Below are 17,887 nucleotides of genomic sequence, written 5' to 3' on the forward strand. Positions count from 1 at the left end.
TTCATCTGCCGTTTAAAAAGGAGTGACTTATGAACACGCATTACCTGATGGAACACGTTTCCCGCCATCTTCATACACTAATCCGGCGGTACTCTGCCTCATGGGACCTGTTAGATGCCTTTTGCGCGCGTGCCGATCTTCAGGATGATCATATGGGACATGTGCTGACAGACTATTTTTCCTTACCCGATAACTCACGCAGTATTCCTGTTTTTGTGTCACTGGACCAGCAGGCGGTATATGCTTCCATTCCTGCCGGCAAAGAAATATTTCTGCTGGGCCCGGTTACTTTTTCCGTTCCGGTAAACATTCGCAGGCAGCACAGTGCTCACCAAATTGACAGCGGATTAATTCCTCTCATCCCGGTCTGCGATTTTCAGGAGTTTATATCTGATGTCCTGCTCATTAGCAACCTTCTTTGCACAAGAACTATAAGTGAAGAAGACCTGCTTAGAGAGAATTGTATACAGCCCCTGGTCAAGTATTATCTGGAAAAAGATCATACAGCGTATATATTTGAAAATCGAGAAATTTGTAAATTACATAATCCGTATGACCAGGAATTTAGAGAATTTACCAGCATTGAAAATGGAAATATTGAAGAACTCCAAAACAGCCTCTCTGAAGACTATCCCGGAGAAATCGGCCTGCTGGCAAAAACACCACTCCGTCACATGAAGAACCGCGGAATCGTAGTGATTGCACTTGCCAGCCGGGCCGCCATCCGGGGCGGAATCCTTCCTGAAACGGCCTATTCCCTTTCTGATTCCTATATCCAAAAGATAGAAGAATGCTGTGACATTCCTACAGTCCTTCATTTGTTTCACTCTGCGGAGTATCATTATGCCCGCATGGTTCGCGACCATAAAAAAGAAATCTCTGACCTCCAGGTTCTCCGGCCCAATAAATACACTGAAGAATGCAAAACATATATTTTCTCACATCTGCATGAAAAAATCTGTGTGAAGGACATCGCCGGCAAGCTGAACATACATGCCAACTATCTCTCAGAATTATTTCATGAGCATGAGGGGATTACAATTACAGCATATATTCAGAGAGAAAAGATAAGACTGGCAAAAAATCTGCTGACCTATTCAAAGTATACCTACAGCGAAATTGCCGCCTACCTTGGTTACTCCTCACAAAGCCATCTGGGAAAACAATTTAAGCAGCTTGCCGGGATGACCATGTACCAGTACCGGAATAAATACGGTGCAAAGTACTTTTAATTGCAGCTATTCTGTAAGTATTGCACTTGTGATACTCCTTCTTTTCTTTCAGAGACCAATATCCTTTATTCCTGTCATGTATTACAAGTATATTCTACATATTTTTACATATATATCATATTTCTCAGATTTATATCACGTTTCTCTTTATTTTGTCACTGCCGCAAAATTATACAGAACAAAGTTTATTATAAGAAAAAAACGGCCAGACTAAGCTGGCCGCTATCTACTTAATTAACGGAAGCACTCTTTTTACGGAGCACCCCTGCATTTAAAATCATTTTATTCTATTATCTCGTTTCAAAGTCTCTGTTTTGCACAGGTTTTACATTCTGCTTTCATCTTACACTCTGTTCTTTATACTTCAATTACATAATTAGCTTTTCGCTCTTTTGCAACAGGTCTTTCACTTTCACCATATCCTAAAATGCAATTCGCAACTCCAACATAGTTTGTATCAAGTCCCCATTCTTTCAAAAGAGCTAGTCCTTCTTCTGATTCAAACACTTCTTTAGCCCTGTAGATATAACAAGAATCTACGCCAACTGCATGTGCTGCATTAAGCAAATTACCGGCAACGAGATTTGCATCCTCAAACCAAGTAGGTACAGATGCCTTATTTCCAAATACAATAGCAACCACCGGCGCTCCATAAAATGGATCCATGTCTCTGCCTATTACCTTCGCATTCAATTTTGATATCTTATCTCTAACTTCTTTTGTCTTTACCAGTACAATAACAGGCGATTGCTGCCCCATTCCCGTAGGCGCATAAGTTGCAGCTTCCATAATCGCATCAAGCTTTTCCTGTTCTACTGCTCTGTCACTGTATCTTCTTACACTCCTTCTCGTCTTTAATGCCTCTAACACCTGATTATCCATTGTTTTTTCCTCCTTGCATTGGTTCATATTTTTCAAAGTATCCGTTACTGCTAAATGCAAAACGTTTGCTTTGTACTCGTCTTGAAATTATGAATGGAATCAAAATCAATCCTATCACCACAAATAAAATAATACCTACTCCTGCAAATACTTCACTGGCTGCAATATTCTGCTTTGTAAGCCATACCAGTCCATATGTACTCAACTGTATCAAGCCTGCATAGGATGTTATTGTTCCTGGTCCATATATTGTTCTTTTCCCTTTACCTGCATATCTTCTATACATCCGTATTCCATCCATCGTATGATGAATACATTCCGCATATCCAAATAAGATCACTACTACGACAGTTGTATTCGGGATATAGTCTGCAAATATAAGTACTACAATAAACAATATTTCTGCGCCAAGATTTGTAATCATGTTGGTTAGCATATTCTGTGGATACACCATTGGCCTATCCGACTTCTGGCCGAGATTGTTCATAAAGAAAAATCCACCTGGAAAAGTGTTTTCTTCGAATACATGTAATGGAACCATAATTGTAAGCATATACATCAATTTGCTTGGCATTGATATGTCAGACCATCTGGAAACAAGTAAGCAACTCATAACGATTCCTATTCCATATAAGACATGTAACCATATCTGATCACACCACTGATATAATTTATCATTTTTCATAGATTATTAACCTTCCCTTGTTTTTATGCGACATATGTTGTATGATTCAATTATAGTTACATGATGAAAAATCATCAAGCAACAATAATAAACATGTGTCGCATGATGCAGAAAGGAACTCATGAATAAACAGCCTGAAATCACAGATGCTACGAGAGAGGCATTTATTACTGCCTTTTTCCGTCTTGCAGAAATAAAAAACATATATAAAATCACAATCAAAGAAATCACAAATCTTGCAGGTTATAATCGTACTACGTTCTATCGATATTTTGAAGATGTCTTTAATTTAATCGAGTACGCAGAAGATCAGTTTATAGACGGGATGCTTTCTGTTCTTCTACCACAAATTCAGATGTCTCCTGTTTTAGATAATCATTTTTTTCAGCTGTTTCTTGAGCATTTTTATGCCTCAAAAGATCGTCTTGGCATTCTCCTCCGCGATTCCAACCGAGCTGCATTTATAAGAAGATTACAGCAACGGCTGCAGGAATCACTGAACGCTCCCATAAATACTTCAACCCATAATCGTGTTATCATGGATATTTACTTTAATGGGATTTTTTCTGCCATCATTCATCAAATACAGCATCCTGATGAGATGAGCGATGAAGAATTGTTGTCTATAATTAGCAGTTTATTTACAAAGTGGTATTGGCCTGCGGTAAACGGTAAAAAGATGTAGCGATTATCTGGTTTTTCTTTTAGACTGCACCAGCATAAAAATGGAAATAGATAGCGCAGCCATGCATACTGCTGTTCCCGTCAGAGCATTCGCCAATCGGCGGGAAAAATCTCCCTCTGTTCCAAACTGCGTCAGCATAGCGGTTTGAAGCGAAATTACAGAAACCAGCGCGGCCGTCATCCCGATTGCCTTGGATGCGGATAAGAGGGGGCTGTGAAACCTTCTGTATTTTACCATGTTATAAATAGATGAGCAAAAACTATAAAAGGTATATCCCGCATAGACGTAAATAATATATCCAGGATAGGAATATGTTTCACCATCCTGCACCACTTTATAAACAATCGCCGCCAATGCAAGGTTCACAAAAAACAGGAAAACCGCCGTATTCCGATAAGAAATCCTTTCTTTCTCCTCATCCTTCTCTTTTGCATTGATAAATTTCTTCATTAAATAAAACCGGACTGCACAAAGGGCAATATAATAAGCTGCAATTGCCCCAGTCCATGCCGAAGCGTAGAGAACAGCACCAGTTGCCTTTAGTACTGCATATCCGAGATTTACCACTAATGCTACACACAAGCTCACGGAAACACGGAAATAATGGTCCGTCACATAACGGTTTGCAAGCGCATTCTCCTGTACCAGCCTGTTTTTTATTTCTTTCATTTTTCCGCAGATTTTGATTGCCCCTACAACGGCCACCAGCATAGCATAAGCAGACAGTATGTATGAAATATAGGCAAAAGGAGTATCAGCAAGAGGCGAAAAAAATGCCGGAATCAGAGAGCCGAAGCCAACCACCATTAAAATAACCCTAAGTACAACCGGCGGATAAAATACTGCCCTCAATACTCTCTCAAATTTTTCCATGCCACTCACCTCGCACTTCCTTATTTGGATTATAGCATAGCTCTCTTATATTTGTGTATTATTGGAGAATTGTTTCAAAATTATTAATTTATTATCTCGCTAATCATCATTTACCACACGCACGGAGGGCTTTTATTTCATCGGATGTAAATCAAGGCCGGTCCCCTTGTGTAGTAATATTTTAGAGTTTCATTTCCCTTCTCCTTGATTTTTTTGCCATCATCAATTTCTCATAGATATCTGCTTTCAAAATTTAGCACTCATAACATCTGAATAGTTTACAACCAGAGAGCACTGGATTTTCAATCACCCCCGGTGCTCTCTGGTTATTTAAATAAACATACTTCTATTTTTTGATGTAATGAAGCATGGCGATATCACCATGAGATTTTGCTTTAGCAAGTCTGTACTCCAGGACTTTTCCTTGTGCTGTTTCCATACTGCCGCCTCCATTTATAACAACTGGGAATAAATTAAAGAATAGTTCATCGGCAAGTCCTGATTCAAGAAATAAATTATATGTCATTGTTCCACCGTCAACACAAGCCTTTTCAAATCCTTTTTTCTCAAGATAACTGACTGCATCTCCTGCATTTTTTGCTGTGTATACGTCGGCATCCATATCCTCTGAACTTATGACCACCACTTCAAGATTTTTAAGAACATCCTTCATCATGGGGGCAAACATCTGATAGGTAGTCCGTCCCATAATAATATTGCCGCATTCAAGTGCTTTGGCAAATCCCATGCCAGCAACCTCCTGAGGCGCCTGATAGGCATCAGATTGAGCAGCTAAAATGAGTTCACCATTTGCTGATAAATTCGCTATTAATTGTACCTTCATAGTTTTGTCTCCTTTTCATCTCAAATACTTATTTTATTCTATTCTTCGTTTTTTCCCGGCCCTCGCTGGTAAGCATCGCCTTTCTCGCATTATTTATAAATTCCCCATACTTGTGTCCATTTGATTTCACAATAATGGCCTGCAGGCCAAATAATGGAATCAGTAGAAAAATAAATGCGTATATCCAGTAAATCCCTTTCACCATCTGATTAGAAAATAAATAGTAAAATCCATACACGGCTACAGGAAACTGTACGACAATGGCCGTTAGCATTCCGGGAGAATAGAACTTCTTTGGATTGACTCTTGCCGCAGCTAAATGGGCAAAAATCTCAATAATACCAATAAACAACGTTGCCATAACGGGCCAGACATATCCGCTGATAAAGGCAGGAATAATGGTTGCGTATAAAGTAAACATTAGTAAGCCAAACTTGGCCAGCCCCAATTTCTTCAGCTTCAGCCCCGTCATGGCCGTCACCAGTTCCACAAAACCCCCCGGGAACTTTAGCTCCTCAATTTCATGAACAGCTAATGCCACGATATAAATAATTGGGAGCTTTCTTAACATATAAATAAATTAATAATTTTCTGTCAGTCACTTCATTTTGTCCCATGCCATTGCGTAATATGGAGGATCTGGCTGCCCTGTTTTCCAAAGAGTATAGAAAAACCACTGATAATTTTTCCTGAAATACTTGACAAGTATCCGGTTTCGGACTATTCTTAAAATATCTTTATACTCAGAGAGGGGACACAAGATGCAGCAGGAAAACAAAAAATTATTTGAAATATTCAATCAGCAATTTAAAGAGCTGACTGCAATCTATCACAGAGCAGCCAGCCAGCACGATATTTCTGATAACGAGTTTTGGGTATGGTATGCACTTTTCGCTTTGGATGGGGAACAGTCACAGCAGAGTATTTGTGAAATGTGGTCGCTGCCTAAACAGACAGTCAATTCTGTGGTATCGGGAATGATAAAAAAAGGGCTTGTCTATCTGGAGACAATACCGGGCACACGTAATAAAAAAGTCATCCGTCTGACAGAAGCAGGACAGAAATTCGGCGAAAAAGTTATTTTAAATGTCTATGAAGCAGAGCAGAGAGCTATCGGCCAGATATCTCCCCAGCAGCTGCAGCTTTGTACAGAACTGCTGGCAAAATACATTTCTTTGTTAGACGAGGAAATCTAACAGACAAACAAAATACAATCATGAAACTATAAACAAAGAATTGTTTTGACTATCTAATGAGCTGTAATACCAGTTTGGTATTCAGCTTTTTTTATTTCACAGAGAACGAAGATATTAACACTTGACAAGTATCCGATTTCGGACTATAATATAAGAATCCGAAATCGGATACTTATACAACAGAATTCTGCAATATCCGTTATTTAGAATGGAGGAACTAACTTGATCAAAATACTGAAAAATTTAACAAAAAAAGAATGGGGGCTTACTGCTGTAAGCCTTGGGCTCATTGTTATACAGGTATGGCTTGACTTAACCCTGCCTGAATACATGGGTAAGATCACGGAACTTGTCCAGACACCAGGCAGTGAAATGAAGGAAATTTTACTTGCCGGCGGCAGAATGCTGCTGCTTGCCCTCGGAAGCCTTGCAATTTCCATCATCATCGCCGGGCTTGCTGCACGGATCACGACTAATCTGGCCTCCCGTTTGAGGACCGGCTTATTTCAAAAAGTTCAGTCGTTCACCATGCAGGAGATCAATAACTTTTCTATCCCCAGCCTTATAACAAGAACCACAAATGATATTACACAGGTCCAGATGCTGGTAGTCATAGGGCTGCAGATTCTGATCAAATCGCCCATTCTGGCGGTATGGTCTATTATAAAGATTTTAGACAAAGGCTGGCAGTGGTCTCTTGCTACAGGTATTGCCGTGGCGGCACTGCTTGTAGTATCTGTGGTAATGATCGCTCTTGCAATTCCCAAATTCAAACTGCTCCAGCAGCAGACCGATGACCTGAGCCGTGTCTCCAGAGAAAACCTGACCGGGCTGCGGGTTGTCCGTGCCTACAACGCAGAGGGATATCAGGAGAATAAATTTGCAAAAGCCAATGACGCCTTCACTGACACTAATCTGTTTTCCTACCGCCTTATGGCAGCGCTGATGCCCTCGGTGGAACTGATCATGAATGGTCTGACCTTATCAGTGTACTGGATTGGCGCTGTGCTGATCTCTTCCGCAGCTGTAATGGAACGTCTGTCCATCTTTTCGGATATGATGGTATTTTCCTCTTATGCTATTCAATTGCTCATGGCATTTATGATGCTCGTGATGGTTTTGATCTTGATTCCCCGTGCCAGCGTATCTGCAAACCGTATCTGTGAAGTCCTTGAGACAGACCCTGCCCTTCGTGACGGAACAATCAACGATCTGCATACTGCGGAACCAGGGCGGGTTGAGTTTAAACATGTGAGTTTCAGGTATCCGGACGCAGAGGACTATGTGCTTCAGGACATCAGTTTCCAGGCCAATAAGGGGGAGACTGTCGCTTTTATCGGTGCGACAGGCTGCGGTAAGAGTACAGTCGTCAATCTGATACCAAGATTTTATGACGCCACGGAAGGCGGAGTTTATGTAGACGGCATCAATGTGAAAGATTTTACACAAGCCACGCTGCGCAATAAGATCGGGTATGTTTCCCAGAAAGCCATTCTTTTTAAAGGAGATGTTTCTTCGAATGTGTCTTTTGGCTCAAATGGAACCGGCAGTGTCAGCAGGGAAGCTATTGTTTCCGCCATTTCTACTGCCCAGAGCAGGGATTTTGTAGAGAAAATGGAGGACTCCTATCAAAGCTATATCGCTCCCGGCGGCACCAATCTCTCCGGCGGTCAGAAGCAGCGTCTTTCCATTGCAAGAGCTATCGCAAGAGATCCTGAGATTCTTATTTTTGACGACAGCTTTTCCGCTCTTGATTATAAAACCGATAAGCTGCTGCGCAGTGAACTGCGGCGCCGGGCAGCAGACGCTACCATCATTATTGTGGCGCAGCGGATCGGGACCATTAAAGATGCTGACAGGATCATTGTTCTGGATGAAGGCAGAATTGCCGGAATGGGAACCCACCGGGAATTGATGAAATCCTGCGGCTTATATAAGGAAATCGCCTATTCCCAGCTTTCAAAGGAGGAACTGGAAAATGAATAATGAAAAATTTAAGGAAAACCAAACTTCACCGGAGATGGATCTCTCTGATCTTTCCGGACTGGGAGGAACCTTCCATAAGGCAAAAGATACACAAAAAACAGTGAAGGCCCTGCTCTCCTACTCCAAGAAGCATTTGGCCGTTATCATTATGGCGGTGATATCCGCCATTGCAGGAACTGTGATCGCTCTTATCAGTCCTGAAAAGCTCAAGGATATGACTAATCTTATAACAGAAGGAATTATGACAAACCTTGATATGTCCGGCATTGCCAAAATCGGAGGGCTTCTTGTTGTCCTGTATCTGTTAAGTTCACTCTTAAACACTATACAGGGATGGATCATGGCAACAGTCACCCAAAGGATTTCCCAGAAAATGCGGACGGATATCAGTCAGAAGATCAACCGCCTGCCCATGTGGTTTTATCATAAAAACACCACAGGGGATATCCTTTCCCGTATTACCAACGATGTGGACTCTCTGGGGCAGAATCTGAACAACAGTCTGACCACCCTGGTATCATCTGTTACTATGCTGGCCGGCTCCCTGATCATGATGTTTGCCACCAACTGGATCATGACCGTCACAGCTATTGCATCAGTGATCCTTGGCTTTGTAGTCATGATGATCATCATGAGCAAATCCCAGAAGCATTTTGATAACCAGCAGAAATATCTGGGGAAAATTAACGGCCACATTGAAGAAACGTATACAGGACATACAATTGTAAAAGCATATAATGCTGAACAGCAGATGTATGAGCCATTCAAGAGTCTTAATAAAAAGCTGAACAAGAGCACATATATGGCTCAATTCCTCTCCGGGCTGATGATGCCCATCATGACTTTTGTAGATAACCTGGGCTATGTGGCTGTTATTGTCGTAGGCGCTGCTTTAGCTCTGAACGGACATATTTCTTTTGGGGTAATCGTAGCCTTCCTGGTTTATGTGCGTTATTTCACCCAGCCTCTCACACAGATCGCCCAGCTGGCTCAGGGCCTGCAGATGGCGGTTGCTGCCGGTGAACGTGTATTTGAGTTTCTGGATGCGGAAGAAATGGCGGATGAAAGCCATAAGACATTAAAGCCCCAGACAGTTACCGGCCACGTAGAATTCAAGAATGTAACATTCGGATATGAAGGCACGGACAAAATCATTATCCATAACTTTTCTGCCAAAGCCCGTCCCGGACAGAAAATTGCCATTGTAGGACCTACCGGTGCGGGAAAAACAACACTAGTCAACCTCCTGATGCGATTCAACGAAGTAAACAGCGGAGAAATCCTGATCGACGGCGTTCCAATCCGCCTGATGACCAGGGAACAGGTCCATTCCCTCTTCTGCATGGTACTACAGGATACCTGGCTTTTTGAAGGGACCATCAGGGAAAACATTGTGTATAATAAGAAAAATATCTCAGATGAGATGCTCAGACAGGCGTGCAAGGCTGTGGGACTTCACCACTTCATACGGACACTTCCAAAAGGATATGACACTGTGATCAATGATAAGATCAGCCTCTCAGCGGGTCAGCGTCAGCAGATCACCATTGCCCGGGCCATGATCGATAATGCCCCTATGCTGATTTTAGATGAAGCCACAAGCTCCATTGATACAAGAACAGAAGTGCTGATACAAAATGCCATGGATAAGCTGATGCAGGGACGCACCTCTTTTGTCATCGCCCATCGCCTGTCAACTATCAAAAATGCGGATATCATTTTAGTATTAAAAGACGGCGATATTATTGAAAGCGGCAGCCATACAGAGCTGATGGAAAAAGGTGGTTTTTATGCAGAACTTTACAACAGCCAGTTTGAGGTTGCTTAAGCCGGATAACGTATCTTATCACTAATATCTCTTAACTTTCATTAAGGAGGTTTTTATGCCAAACGATATAATCAATCTGTTGGTTACTTTTGACGAAAATTACTTGGAACCTTTTTGGACCATGCTCAACTCCGTTTCCATCAACAATCCTGCTGAACGTTTTCAGGTATTTCTTCTGCACAGTTCAATTTCACAGGAAAAAACAAATTGGCTGATTGAGAAATGCGCCGGGCTGAACATCAGGCTGATCCTGCTGCCTGTGGACCGAAGTCTTTTTCAGTCCGCCCCCTTAACTGAACGCTATCCTCAGGAGATGTATTACCGCCTGCTGGCCCCGTGTCTTCTTCCGGAGGGGCTGGAAAGAGTGATCTATCTGGACCCGGATATTTTGGTTATAAATCCGCTCCGCCCATTATGGGAAATGGATTTGAAGGGCAGCATTTTTGCCGCTGCGTCCCATGTGGGAGTTATCGACATTATGAACGGAATCAACCGGATCAGACTGGACACCGGACACGACTATTACAACACCGGTGTTATGCTGATAGATTTGAATAAGGCCCGGACATTAGTAAATCCGGATGTTATTTTTAACAGTGTGCGTGAACACGCTGCGGAACTGCTGCTCCCCGACCAGGATATTTTCAATTATCTATATGGCGAACTGACTATGCCGCTGAAGGATGAGATCTGGAATTATGATACAAGATATTTCTCCGGATATTTGCTCCGGAGCTGGGGCGCGTACACAATGTCGTGGGTCATGCAGAACACGGTCATTCTGCATTTCTGCGGAAAAAGGAAACCCTGGATCGATGATTATACAAAGCCGTTTGATTCCTTATATAAGCATTATATGCGGTTGGCAAAAAGGGAGTATTACAATTCTATATCATAGATTTCTTCAATTGGAATCTGCCGTCCGTCTCCCATGATAAGCGAGTGTCCGTATAGATCAATCTTCCTGACCTGGCCGGAAACCGTCACATAAGCCCCCCCTGCTTTTCTTTCATCCGGGCAGAAATATGTTACAGTAATCTGAGGCTGATCTTCATGCAGCATTTCCTGCACCATCCTCAATTTTTCATCCAGGATTTCCCTGATCCCCTCATCCAGCTCTCTCCGCTCCTGTGTCAGACGGGCTGTTTCCTTAACTGCAGCGTCATGTCCTGACAAGGCGGCAAACGGTGCAAACTGTGCTGCCCTGTCAGGAATTGGCATATTCGGACGGGAAGCCGACACGTGGTGGGGAAGGCTGATAATATCCTCATATCTGCTAATATCTGTATCCTCCATTGCAGTCTCCTTTCCGGGCAGCCGCATTATGCCTTGTGCCCGCCGATCTGTTTATTGCGTTCCTTTGCCATTGCGCCGTCCAAAAGGTTCATACCTTTCAGGATCGCATTCTTGCCATGCTTTTTCTTAATGCTGAGCATCGCCTGCTGCATCTTTTTCTCACGTTCTAATTTCGCCTGCTCTGTTTCCTTTTCTTTCTCCAGTGCCGCATAATCGGTAAACAAATCCATCTGTTCAAATGACTGAGCTTTCTCTGCCGTCCCCTCCTCCGCTAAATGGTTTGCGGAGAGATACACTCTTCTTACCATGAGGTTTTGGTCTGTGATCCTGTCATATAGTTCTGTGACAGCATCTGTTATCAGCCTTGCTGAGGAGGTCATACGTCCAATATTTGCCGTGCCGTGTGCATGTTTGGGTATACTTCTGCCATAGTGGTCAGTGGTGATCTCACCCCGGTATCTTTTTTTCCTGTCAGGATCTGTGAGGTTTTCAATATCGTAACCAACCGTCAGGACGATCTGGTCCGTCACCAGTCCTCTCTCAACCAGATCAAGCGCCAGCAAGTCAGCCATTTCATTAACAACAATCCTTGCTTTTTCAAAGTCGTAGGGCTGCTGAAGGACCTGCCCCGAACAACTGCTGCTGGACGCTGGCTTGTAGGATTTGATATCACGCATCGTACACGGTTCCCATCCCCAGGCATGGTCAATGAGAAGTTCCGCATTTACACCAAATAACCGGTAAAGTAAATCTTCGTTGTGATACTCATTTAGTCCGCCCAGGGAACACCTTGCCACATCTCCCATGGTAAACATCCCATTAGCTTCCAGCTTCCTTGCATATCCCCTGCCGATCCGCCAGAAATCAGTCAGAGGGCGGTGAGACCAGAGCTGTCTGCGGTAAGACATTTCATCCAGTTGTGCGATCCTGACTCCGTCTTTGTCCGGCTCGATGCGTTTGGCAACAATATCCATTGCGATTTTACACAGATATAAATTTGTCCCTATCCCCGCTGTTGCCGTTATTCCGGTATTTTGCAGCACATCCTGTATGATTTTCATTGCCAGCTCACGGGGCGTCATCTGATAAGCAGCCAGATAATGTGTCACATCCATAAATACCTCATCGATCGAGTAGACATGGATATCCTCAGGAGCTACATATTTCAGGTAAATATCATAAATCCTGGTGCTGTACTCCATGTAAAATGCCATCCTGGGCTGGGCGACAATATAGCCGGCCTCCGCGTCTGCTGATTCTTTAAGCTCGTCTGTATCATAAGAAGATCTGGAAAATACATGTCCCGGCGCTTTTAAGAGGCGCCCGGCATTTACCTCCCGAATCTTCTGCACAACCTCGAACAGCCGCGGTCTTCCGTGTATTCCGTAAGCTCTCAGGGATGGAGAGACAGCAAGGCAGATAGTCTTCTCTGTGCGGCCTTCATCTGCCACCACAAGATTTGTCGTCAGCGGATTGAGGTTCCTCTCCCTGCACTCCACAGATGCGTAAAAAGCCTTCAGATCGATTGCTATATAAACAGGACATTCTTTAGACATTTCTCCATCCTCCTCTCATTTAGCTTCCGGCTTTATAACAGCCTTAGTAACAGCATAATATATTTCGTTACTAAAATCAAGCCTTTTTCGAATGCATGTTCTGCATTTTATTTAACATTTTCTTCACTCTGTGCCCGTACAATGATCTGTTCCAGTAATTCTCCCACCTGTTTTGCGATTTCTTCAATCCCTGCATGGAACTGATCTAATACATAGGACTCTATCACACCTAGGACAGCCATCCCCATAAATTTACGCAGAACTTCTGTATTCCTTTGGGCGGATACCCCTTCCAGCTTATAATTAAGCTGTTCCATGATAAAATCCAGCAGGCGGTGCCGGAAAGTGATCGTACTCTCTGTAGAAAACAAAGCTGTAAAAAAGGGCTTATGATCTTCAAAATAGTAAAACCACAGGACAGTGCCCTCCACAAATCCCATTTCTTTCTTTTTTTCACAGAGATCTGTAAGCTCTCTTATCATCTCGTCCACTATCCCGTTCAGCAGATCATATTTATCCAAATAATGCAGATAAAAGGTTTTCCGGCTGATATCAGCTTTTTCAGTCATTTCCTTCACAGTAATAGCATCAAAGCCAACATCCAGCAGCATTTCCAGAAATGCAGTCTGGATCGCTTTTTCTGATTTGGCGATTCTCCTGTCTGTTATTTTACTCATAATGTCCTCCTTAATTACACACATTTAAAAAAATGAGTATTACTACATAGATTCCCGAATCTGGTCATTGATAATCAGAGAATCATGTTTTATAGTTATTATACACGAGAGTAATAATATACACAAGTATCAACCAAGGAGGTTTTCATATGAAAATAACAAAAAAGGTAATTCAGTTTCCTGCAAGCGGACATAAAGTTGCCGCTGTCCTAAACATACCGGAAGAGGCGGAGGGGAAAAAGAACCCTGCCCTTGTCTGTGTACATCCGGGAAGCAGCTGTAAAGAGCAGACGGCCGGTATCTATGCTGAAAAAATGGCTGAAAACGGCTATGTAACGATTGTTTTTGATGCATCCTGCCAGGGAGAAAGTGAAGGAGAACCACGGTTTGCAGAGATTCCTGCACAGCGTACAGAAGACATTCACTGTGCCGTAGATTATCTGACAACTCTTGACCTTATAGACAAGGACAGGATCGGCGTTCTGGGTGTATGCGCAGGCGGGGGCTACGCTGTCAATGCAGCAATGAGCGACCACCGAATTAAAGCTGTAGGTACCGTGGTGGGAGCTAATATCGGACGTGTCCAGCGTGAGAGCTGTGAGAATATTGCCATGACTATGGAGGCAGCAGGAAAACAGCGCACTGCAGAGATTAACGGTGCAGAGCCAATGATTGTCGGATGGATTCCCGGCAGTAAAGAGGAACTGGAAAAGTCAGGGATCACTGATATAGATATTGTGGAGGCAGTAGATTATTACACTACCCCAAGAGGCAAGAGCCCTAATTCACCGAACAAGCTGCTGTTTTCCAGCATGAATGCCATGCTCAGCTTTGATGCCTTCCATCTGGCTGAGGTGCTGCTCACCCAGCCGCTGCAGATAATCGTGGGGGACAAACAAGGCGCATTTGGCTCCTATCGGGACGGCCAGGAACTGTATAAGCGTGCTGCCTCACAGAAAAAAGATATTTTAGTGCTGGAGGGAGTCAGCCATTATGACCTGTATGACCAGCCGGAACCTGTGGCAAAAGCCGTAGCAAAACTTACCTCATTCTATCAGGAAAATCTGTAACAGGAACTGAAAGGAGAGGCAGCAGTGAGAAACCATATAATCAAGGAACATTTTAATAAAATACTTCACAAGGACGCAAATGGAATCCTTTCCGATTTCGACAAAAATCTTGTTTCTATTGTCTATGCAGACGGTAAAGCAAAAACAATGTCCTGCCACGCTGCCATACAATTTTTGCAACAGCTTGTGAGGGAAATCCCTTTTGACTGTGCCAACGACGTGCGTGTCTACGTGAACCGCTGCACATCAGATTATGGTGTATTATCTGTTCGCAGTAAGTCTTTTTCACCTTTTTTGTCGTATACCTGTATTGTGAAAAACGGGAAAATATCTTATGTCACACTTTATATTTTTGAACCAAAGCGAAGGGTACTTCCCATTACTGGAACAAAAATGGAAAAAGGCAGAGAGGTAAAAAGAATTTTTCACAGACACTTAAGGGCTATGTTTACCATGAATGCCAATGTCATCACAAGAGATTACGAAGACAGCGCCGTTGTTATTACAAATATGTCTAAAAATACATGCAATGGAAAAAACGAGATCCATACGTTCTGCAGCAGACTTATGAAATCCAGCTGGAGTATTATAAAGCATATCCGGATTCATGGATTTCCAAAGATCAAGTGGAAAACAAAATCAGTACCTGACGGCGTAATGCTTTTGGTATGTGAAGCCAGGGCAATGGGAACTGTCATGACAGAAACGTATTATGTAAAAAATGGGAAGATCCAGTTTGAGTCATCCATATGCGGCGGACGGATGCTGAAACCGATACATGAAATACTGAAATAAAATTTAATATTATAATTATCAGGCATTCAAAGGAGGAAGCTTAAATGTCAAGAACTGCGGATGAACTAATGACACATCATATTGAGTCCATGATGAATATGAAAAAGAATTCAAATCTGGACGAGGCATTGTCCGATTATTCTGAGGAACTGGTTGCAATTACCCGCCTGGACGGCCGCACCCGTACCATGGGACACGATACACTTACCGGCATAATGCGCAACTCTTTATCATTTGCAGTCAAACTGGGAATGGATATAGAACATGCCGTTGATAAACTGAATTTTCTATACCGTCAAAGTACAGAAAACTATATAACCCTTGTGGCCTCCATGCCGCCATTTTCTAACTTCGCTTCTTTCACCTATATGGTGGAAAACGGAAAGGCTGTTTATGTGAGCGGCTATGCGAAAACGGTTGTCAGAATGCCCTCCCTGGGTGTAAAAGCACATCCATTTCCAACCAATACAGAGGCAAAGGCGATTACAGACAGGCACATTGCCAATTTAAAAGATCATAATATCGAGGCGTTGATTTCCGGCTATGCTCACGATGCAGTCATACTGACCAATCTGTGTGACCATCCCCTGGAAGGAAAAGAGGCGATCCGCCATTACTGTGAGGGGCTGGTCCAAAACGCCGGTGCTGAAATTGATGCTTTTACCGATCCTGCCGCTAAGATTACTGTGAAGGAAGCCGTTGCAGAACTGAGCTGCACTGCCTTTCAGCACAGAGGCAAAAAGCAGTGTGGTGTGCTTACACAGCGGATTCGTGATGGAAAGATCATTTTTGAATCACTTACGTTTCAGAATGCCGTTCCAGTATTATAAATGAAAAATGGGCAGCGGTCTTTATGCACCGCTGCCCTGATTCTGCAGTATTCAGGCTAATTTCTCCGCAATCAAAAGATACGATAATGGAAATCCCTTTTTATCATACACCTCTGATAAACCGATATCGTAATCATACTCATTCATTTTGAGAATATGCAGCTTTACGCCGCTGACAGCATTAATAATGGATGAGAGTGTATGTGAAAAACTGGTAAATGTTTTTGAAGGATATTGCACAGACATATATCCCATTCCCTCGTTCTCGATCCACGGTTCTTTTCTAAAATAAGAATACGCAATCTGATTAAGATGCTGTTCGTCAAATTCAGGTTCCCCCGGCATGGGCAGCATGTTCATAACCGGATGAAAGTCATGTATGAACAAAATGCCGCCGGGTTTTAAGCAGTCAGACACTTTCTGAAAGAGTTCATTTAAATCTTCAAACCAGGTAATCGCTCCGATGGTGAACAGAACAAAATCAAAAGAGTGATAATATTCCTCCGGAATATCCAAGATGTTGCATGATACAAATTCGCAATTTTCAATGCTTGCCTTTTTTGCTGTATCTGCGGCCTGCATGATTATATTTTCTGCAATATCAAAACCGACTCCTTTTTTCGCACCAAGCCCCATTAAGGATAATAATTCACGCCCATTATTGCAGCAAAATTGGGCTATGGTCTTACCCTGAAAATCAATTGACCGTAATTCCTTTGCTATATCCGGGCAGAAAAAGGGAAGTTCTTCATTTGCCAGTCTCTCATGGTTTGCCTCTCCCCAGCCGGGATGACGGTGCTCAAACGCTTCTTCCCACGCCTCTTTATTTTTTTGAAAATAACTCATTTATATTTCCTCCTTGAGATAAGTATGAAATCATCTTACCAGACCAATACAAATTTTTCTTGTAACATATGACACCCGGTATTATGTCATAAAACTACATCCCTAAACATATTAAATTTCAAAATCTTCTGAATGAAAATTACTATAATATCTTCCTCTGACAGCAGTAAATTTCAGTACACAGTAATCGGGGTCTGTTACTCCTTCCCTGTAATACATGGTATCGCCTTCCTGCCACAACATTTCCTTAGCTTCCTTTGTTTCTAACACTTCTACTGTTCCGATCAAACTAACTCCGCGAAAGAAACGCTTATCTACAAAATAAATACTGGCTTTTGGGTTTTCCCGAAAGAATTTAACTTTGTTTGATGATGTATTCGTATGAAACCAAAATACTTTTATCCCTTCCCGTATCCTCGGCTTCAGCATTGCCTTTGTGATGGGGAACCCCTCATTATCAACATAACTGATAAAAACGGTACTGTATTTATCTGCAATATTACCTATAGTCTGCTCCGGATTTTTCATCATAATAAATGTCTCTCCTGTTTTTCGTTTTATTCTAACAGTAAAAGGCTTGTTTGTACATTACACACTTTTTTGTGT

The 17,887-nt window shown here is 42.6% G+C and carries 19 protein-coding genes; 9 read left to right on the plus strand and 10 right to left on the minus strand.

The window, feature by feature from the left end; genetic code table 11:
• The first annotated feature begins 29 nt into the window (after positions 1 to 29).
• A complete protein-coding gene (locus NSB28_RS01265) occupies positions 30 to 1,232 on the plus strand; it encodes a helix-turn-helix domain-containing protein (protein ID WP_109624572.1) in 1,203 nt (400 codons plus the stop codon).
• 357 nt (positions 1,233 to 1,589) lie between these two features.
• Here NSB28_RS01265 and NSB28_RS01270 read toward each other — a convergent pair whose 3' ends face one another.
• Entirely contained in the window at positions 1,590 to 2,114 is a 525-nt protein-coding gene (locus NSB28_RS01270) for a nitroreductase family protein (protein WP_109624571.1), read from the minus strand.
• A complete protein-coding gene (locus NSB28_RS01275) occupies positions 2,107 to 2,799 on the minus strand; it encodes an HXXEE domain-containing protein (RefSeq protein ID WP_109624570.1) in 693 nt (230 codons plus the stop codon). The genes NSB28_RS01270 and NSB28_RS01275 overlap by 8 nt, the downstream gene beginning before the upstream one ends.
• A gap of 121 nt (positions 2,800 to 2,920) precedes the next feature.
• Here NSB28_RS01275 and NSB28_RS01280 point away from each other — a divergent pair, with 121 nt between their 5' ends.
• A complete protein-coding gene (locus tag NSB28_RS01280; protein ID WP_109624569.1) occupies positions 2,921 to 3,484 on the plus strand; it encodes a TetR/AcrR family transcriptional regulator in 564 nt (187 codons plus the stop codon).
• Between the two features lie 3 nt (positions 3,485 to 3,487).
• On the opposite strand, the gene NSB28_RS01285 is transcribed toward NSB28_RS01280, so the two are convergent.
• The 3 genes from NSB28_RS01285 to NSB28_RS01295 form a co-directional block, all read right to left on the minus strand.
• Positions 3,488 to 4,357 (minus strand): hypothetical protein, encoded by an 870-nt coding sequence (locus NSB28_RS01285; RefSeq protein ID WP_109624568.1) that lies wholly within the window; start codon positions 4,355 to 4,357, stop codon positions 3,488 to 3,490.
• A gap of 346 nt (positions 4,358 to 4,703) precedes the next feature.
• Entirely contained in the window at positions 4,704 to 5,201 is a 498-nt protein-coding gene (locus NSB28_RS01290; protein WP_109624567.1) for a dihydrofolate reductase family protein, read from the minus strand.
• Between the two features lie 28 nt (positions 5,202 to 5,229).
• Positions 5,230 to 5,772 (minus strand): HXXEE domain-containing protein, encoded by a 543-nt coding sequence (locus NSB28_RS01295; RefSeq protein WP_109624566.1) that lies wholly within the window; start codon positions 5,770 to 5,772, stop codon positions 5,230 to 5,232.
• A 190-nt stretch (positions 5,773 to 5,962) separates the two neighbouring features.
• Here NSB28_RS01295 and NSB28_RS01300 point away from each other — a divergent pair, with 190 nt between their 5' ends.
• From NSB28_RS01300 to NSB28_RS01315, 4 genes are all read left to right on the plus strand, one after another.
• Complete coding sequence (locus NSB28_RS01300; protein ID WP_109624565.1) at positions 5,963 to 6,397, plus strand: MarR family winged helix-turn-helix transcriptional regulator; 435 nt, start codon at positions 5,963 to 5,965, stop codon at positions 6,395 to 6,397.
• A gap of 222 nt (positions 6,398 to 6,619) precedes the next feature.
• Positions 6,620 to 8,383, plus strand: a complete 1,764-nt coding sequence (locus NSB28_RS01305; RefSeq protein WP_109624564.1) for an ABC transporter ATP-binding protein — start codon at positions 6,620 to 6,622, stop codon at positions 8,381 to 8,383.
• A complete protein-coding gene (locus tag NSB28_RS01310) occupies positions 8,376 to 10,211 on the plus strand; it encodes an ABC transporter ATP-binding protein (RefSeq protein ID WP_257497380.1) in 1,836 nt (611 codons plus the stop codon). The genes NSB28_RS01305 and NSB28_RS01310 overlap by 8 nt, the downstream gene beginning before the upstream one ends.
• A gap of 55 nt (positions 10,212 to 10,266) precedes the next feature.
• Entirely contained in the window at positions 10,267 to 11,109 is an 843-nt protein-coding gene (locus tag NSB28_RS01315; protein ID WP_109624563.1) for a glycosyltransferase family 8 protein, read from the plus strand.
• Here the strand turns inward: NSB28_RS01315 and NSB28_RS01320 are convergent.
• The 3 genes from NSB28_RS01320 to NSB28_RS01330 form a co-directional block, all read right to left on the minus strand.
• Positions 11,091 to 11,507, minus strand: coding sequence for a YolD-like family protein (locus tag NSB28_RS01320; RefSeq protein WP_109624819.1), 417 nt, complete (start codon positions 11,505 to 11,507; stop codon positions 11,091 to 11,093). The genes NSB28_RS01315 and NSB28_RS01320 overlap by 19 nt on opposite strands.
• 26 nt (positions 11,508 to 11,533) lie before the next feature.
• Complete coding sequence (locus NSB28_RS01325; RefSeq protein ID WP_109624562.1) at positions 11,534 to 13,063, minus strand: Y-family DNA polymerase; 1,530 nt, start codon at positions 13,061 to 13,063, stop codon at positions 11,534 to 11,536.
• 107 nt (positions 13,064 to 13,170) lie between these two features.
• Complete coding sequence (locus NSB28_RS01330; RefSeq protein ID WP_109624561.1) at positions 13,171 to 13,740, minus strand: TetR/AcrR family transcriptional regulator; 570 nt, start codon at positions 13,738 to 13,740, stop codon at positions 13,171 to 13,173.
• A 149-nt stretch (positions 13,741 to 13,889) separates the two neighbouring features.
• Between NSB28_RS01330 and NSB28_RS01335 the strand changes: the two genes are divergently transcribed.
• From NSB28_RS01335 to NSB28_RS01345, 3 genes are read left to right on the plus strand one after another with little or no spacing between them, the layout of a single operon-like run.
• The gene (locus NSB28_RS01335) at positions 13,890 to 14,810 is read left to right on the plus strand and encodes an alpha/beta hydrolase (protein ID WP_109624560.1); all 921 of its coding nucleotides are present in this window, start codon (positions 13,890 to 13,892) and stop codon (positions 14,808 to 14,810) included.
• A gap of 24 nt (positions 14,811 to 14,834) precedes the next feature.
• Entirely contained in the window at positions 14,835 to 15,605 is a 771-nt protein-coding gene (locus NSB28_RS01340) for a hypothetical protein (protein WP_109624559.1), read from the plus strand.
• Positions 15,606 to 15,649: 44 nt separating this feature from the next.
• Positions 15,650 to 16,435, plus strand: a complete 786-nt coding sequence (locus NSB28_RS01345; RefSeq protein ID WP_109624558.1) for a nuclear transport factor 2 family protein — start codon at positions 15,650 to 15,652, stop codon at positions 16,433 to 16,435.
• A 51-nt stretch (positions 16,436 to 16,486) separates the two neighbouring features.
• Here the strand turns inward: NSB28_RS01345 and NSB28_RS01350 are convergent, their stop codons facing one another.
• Together NSB28_RS01350 and NSB28_RS01355 are read right to left on the minus strand one after the other, a co-directional pair.
• Entirely contained in the window at positions 16,487 to 17,281 is a 795-nt protein-coding gene (locus NSB28_RS01350) for a class I SAM-dependent methyltransferase (RefSeq protein ID WP_109624557.1), read from the minus strand.
• A gap of 111 nt (positions 17,282 to 17,392) precedes the next feature.
• Positions 17,393 to 17,809, minus strand: a complete 417-nt coding sequence (locus tag NSB28_RS01355; RefSeq protein ID WP_109624818.1) for a pyridoxamine 5'-phosphate oxidase family protein — start codon at positions 17,807 to 17,809, stop codon at positions 17,393 to 17,395.
• Between the last annotated feature and the right edge of the window lie 78 nt (positions 17,810 to 17,887).

The organism is Murimonas intestini (assembly GCF_024622195.1).
Lineage (GTDB): Bacteria > Bacillota > Clostridia > Lachnospirales > Lachnospiraceae > Murimonas > Murimonas intestini.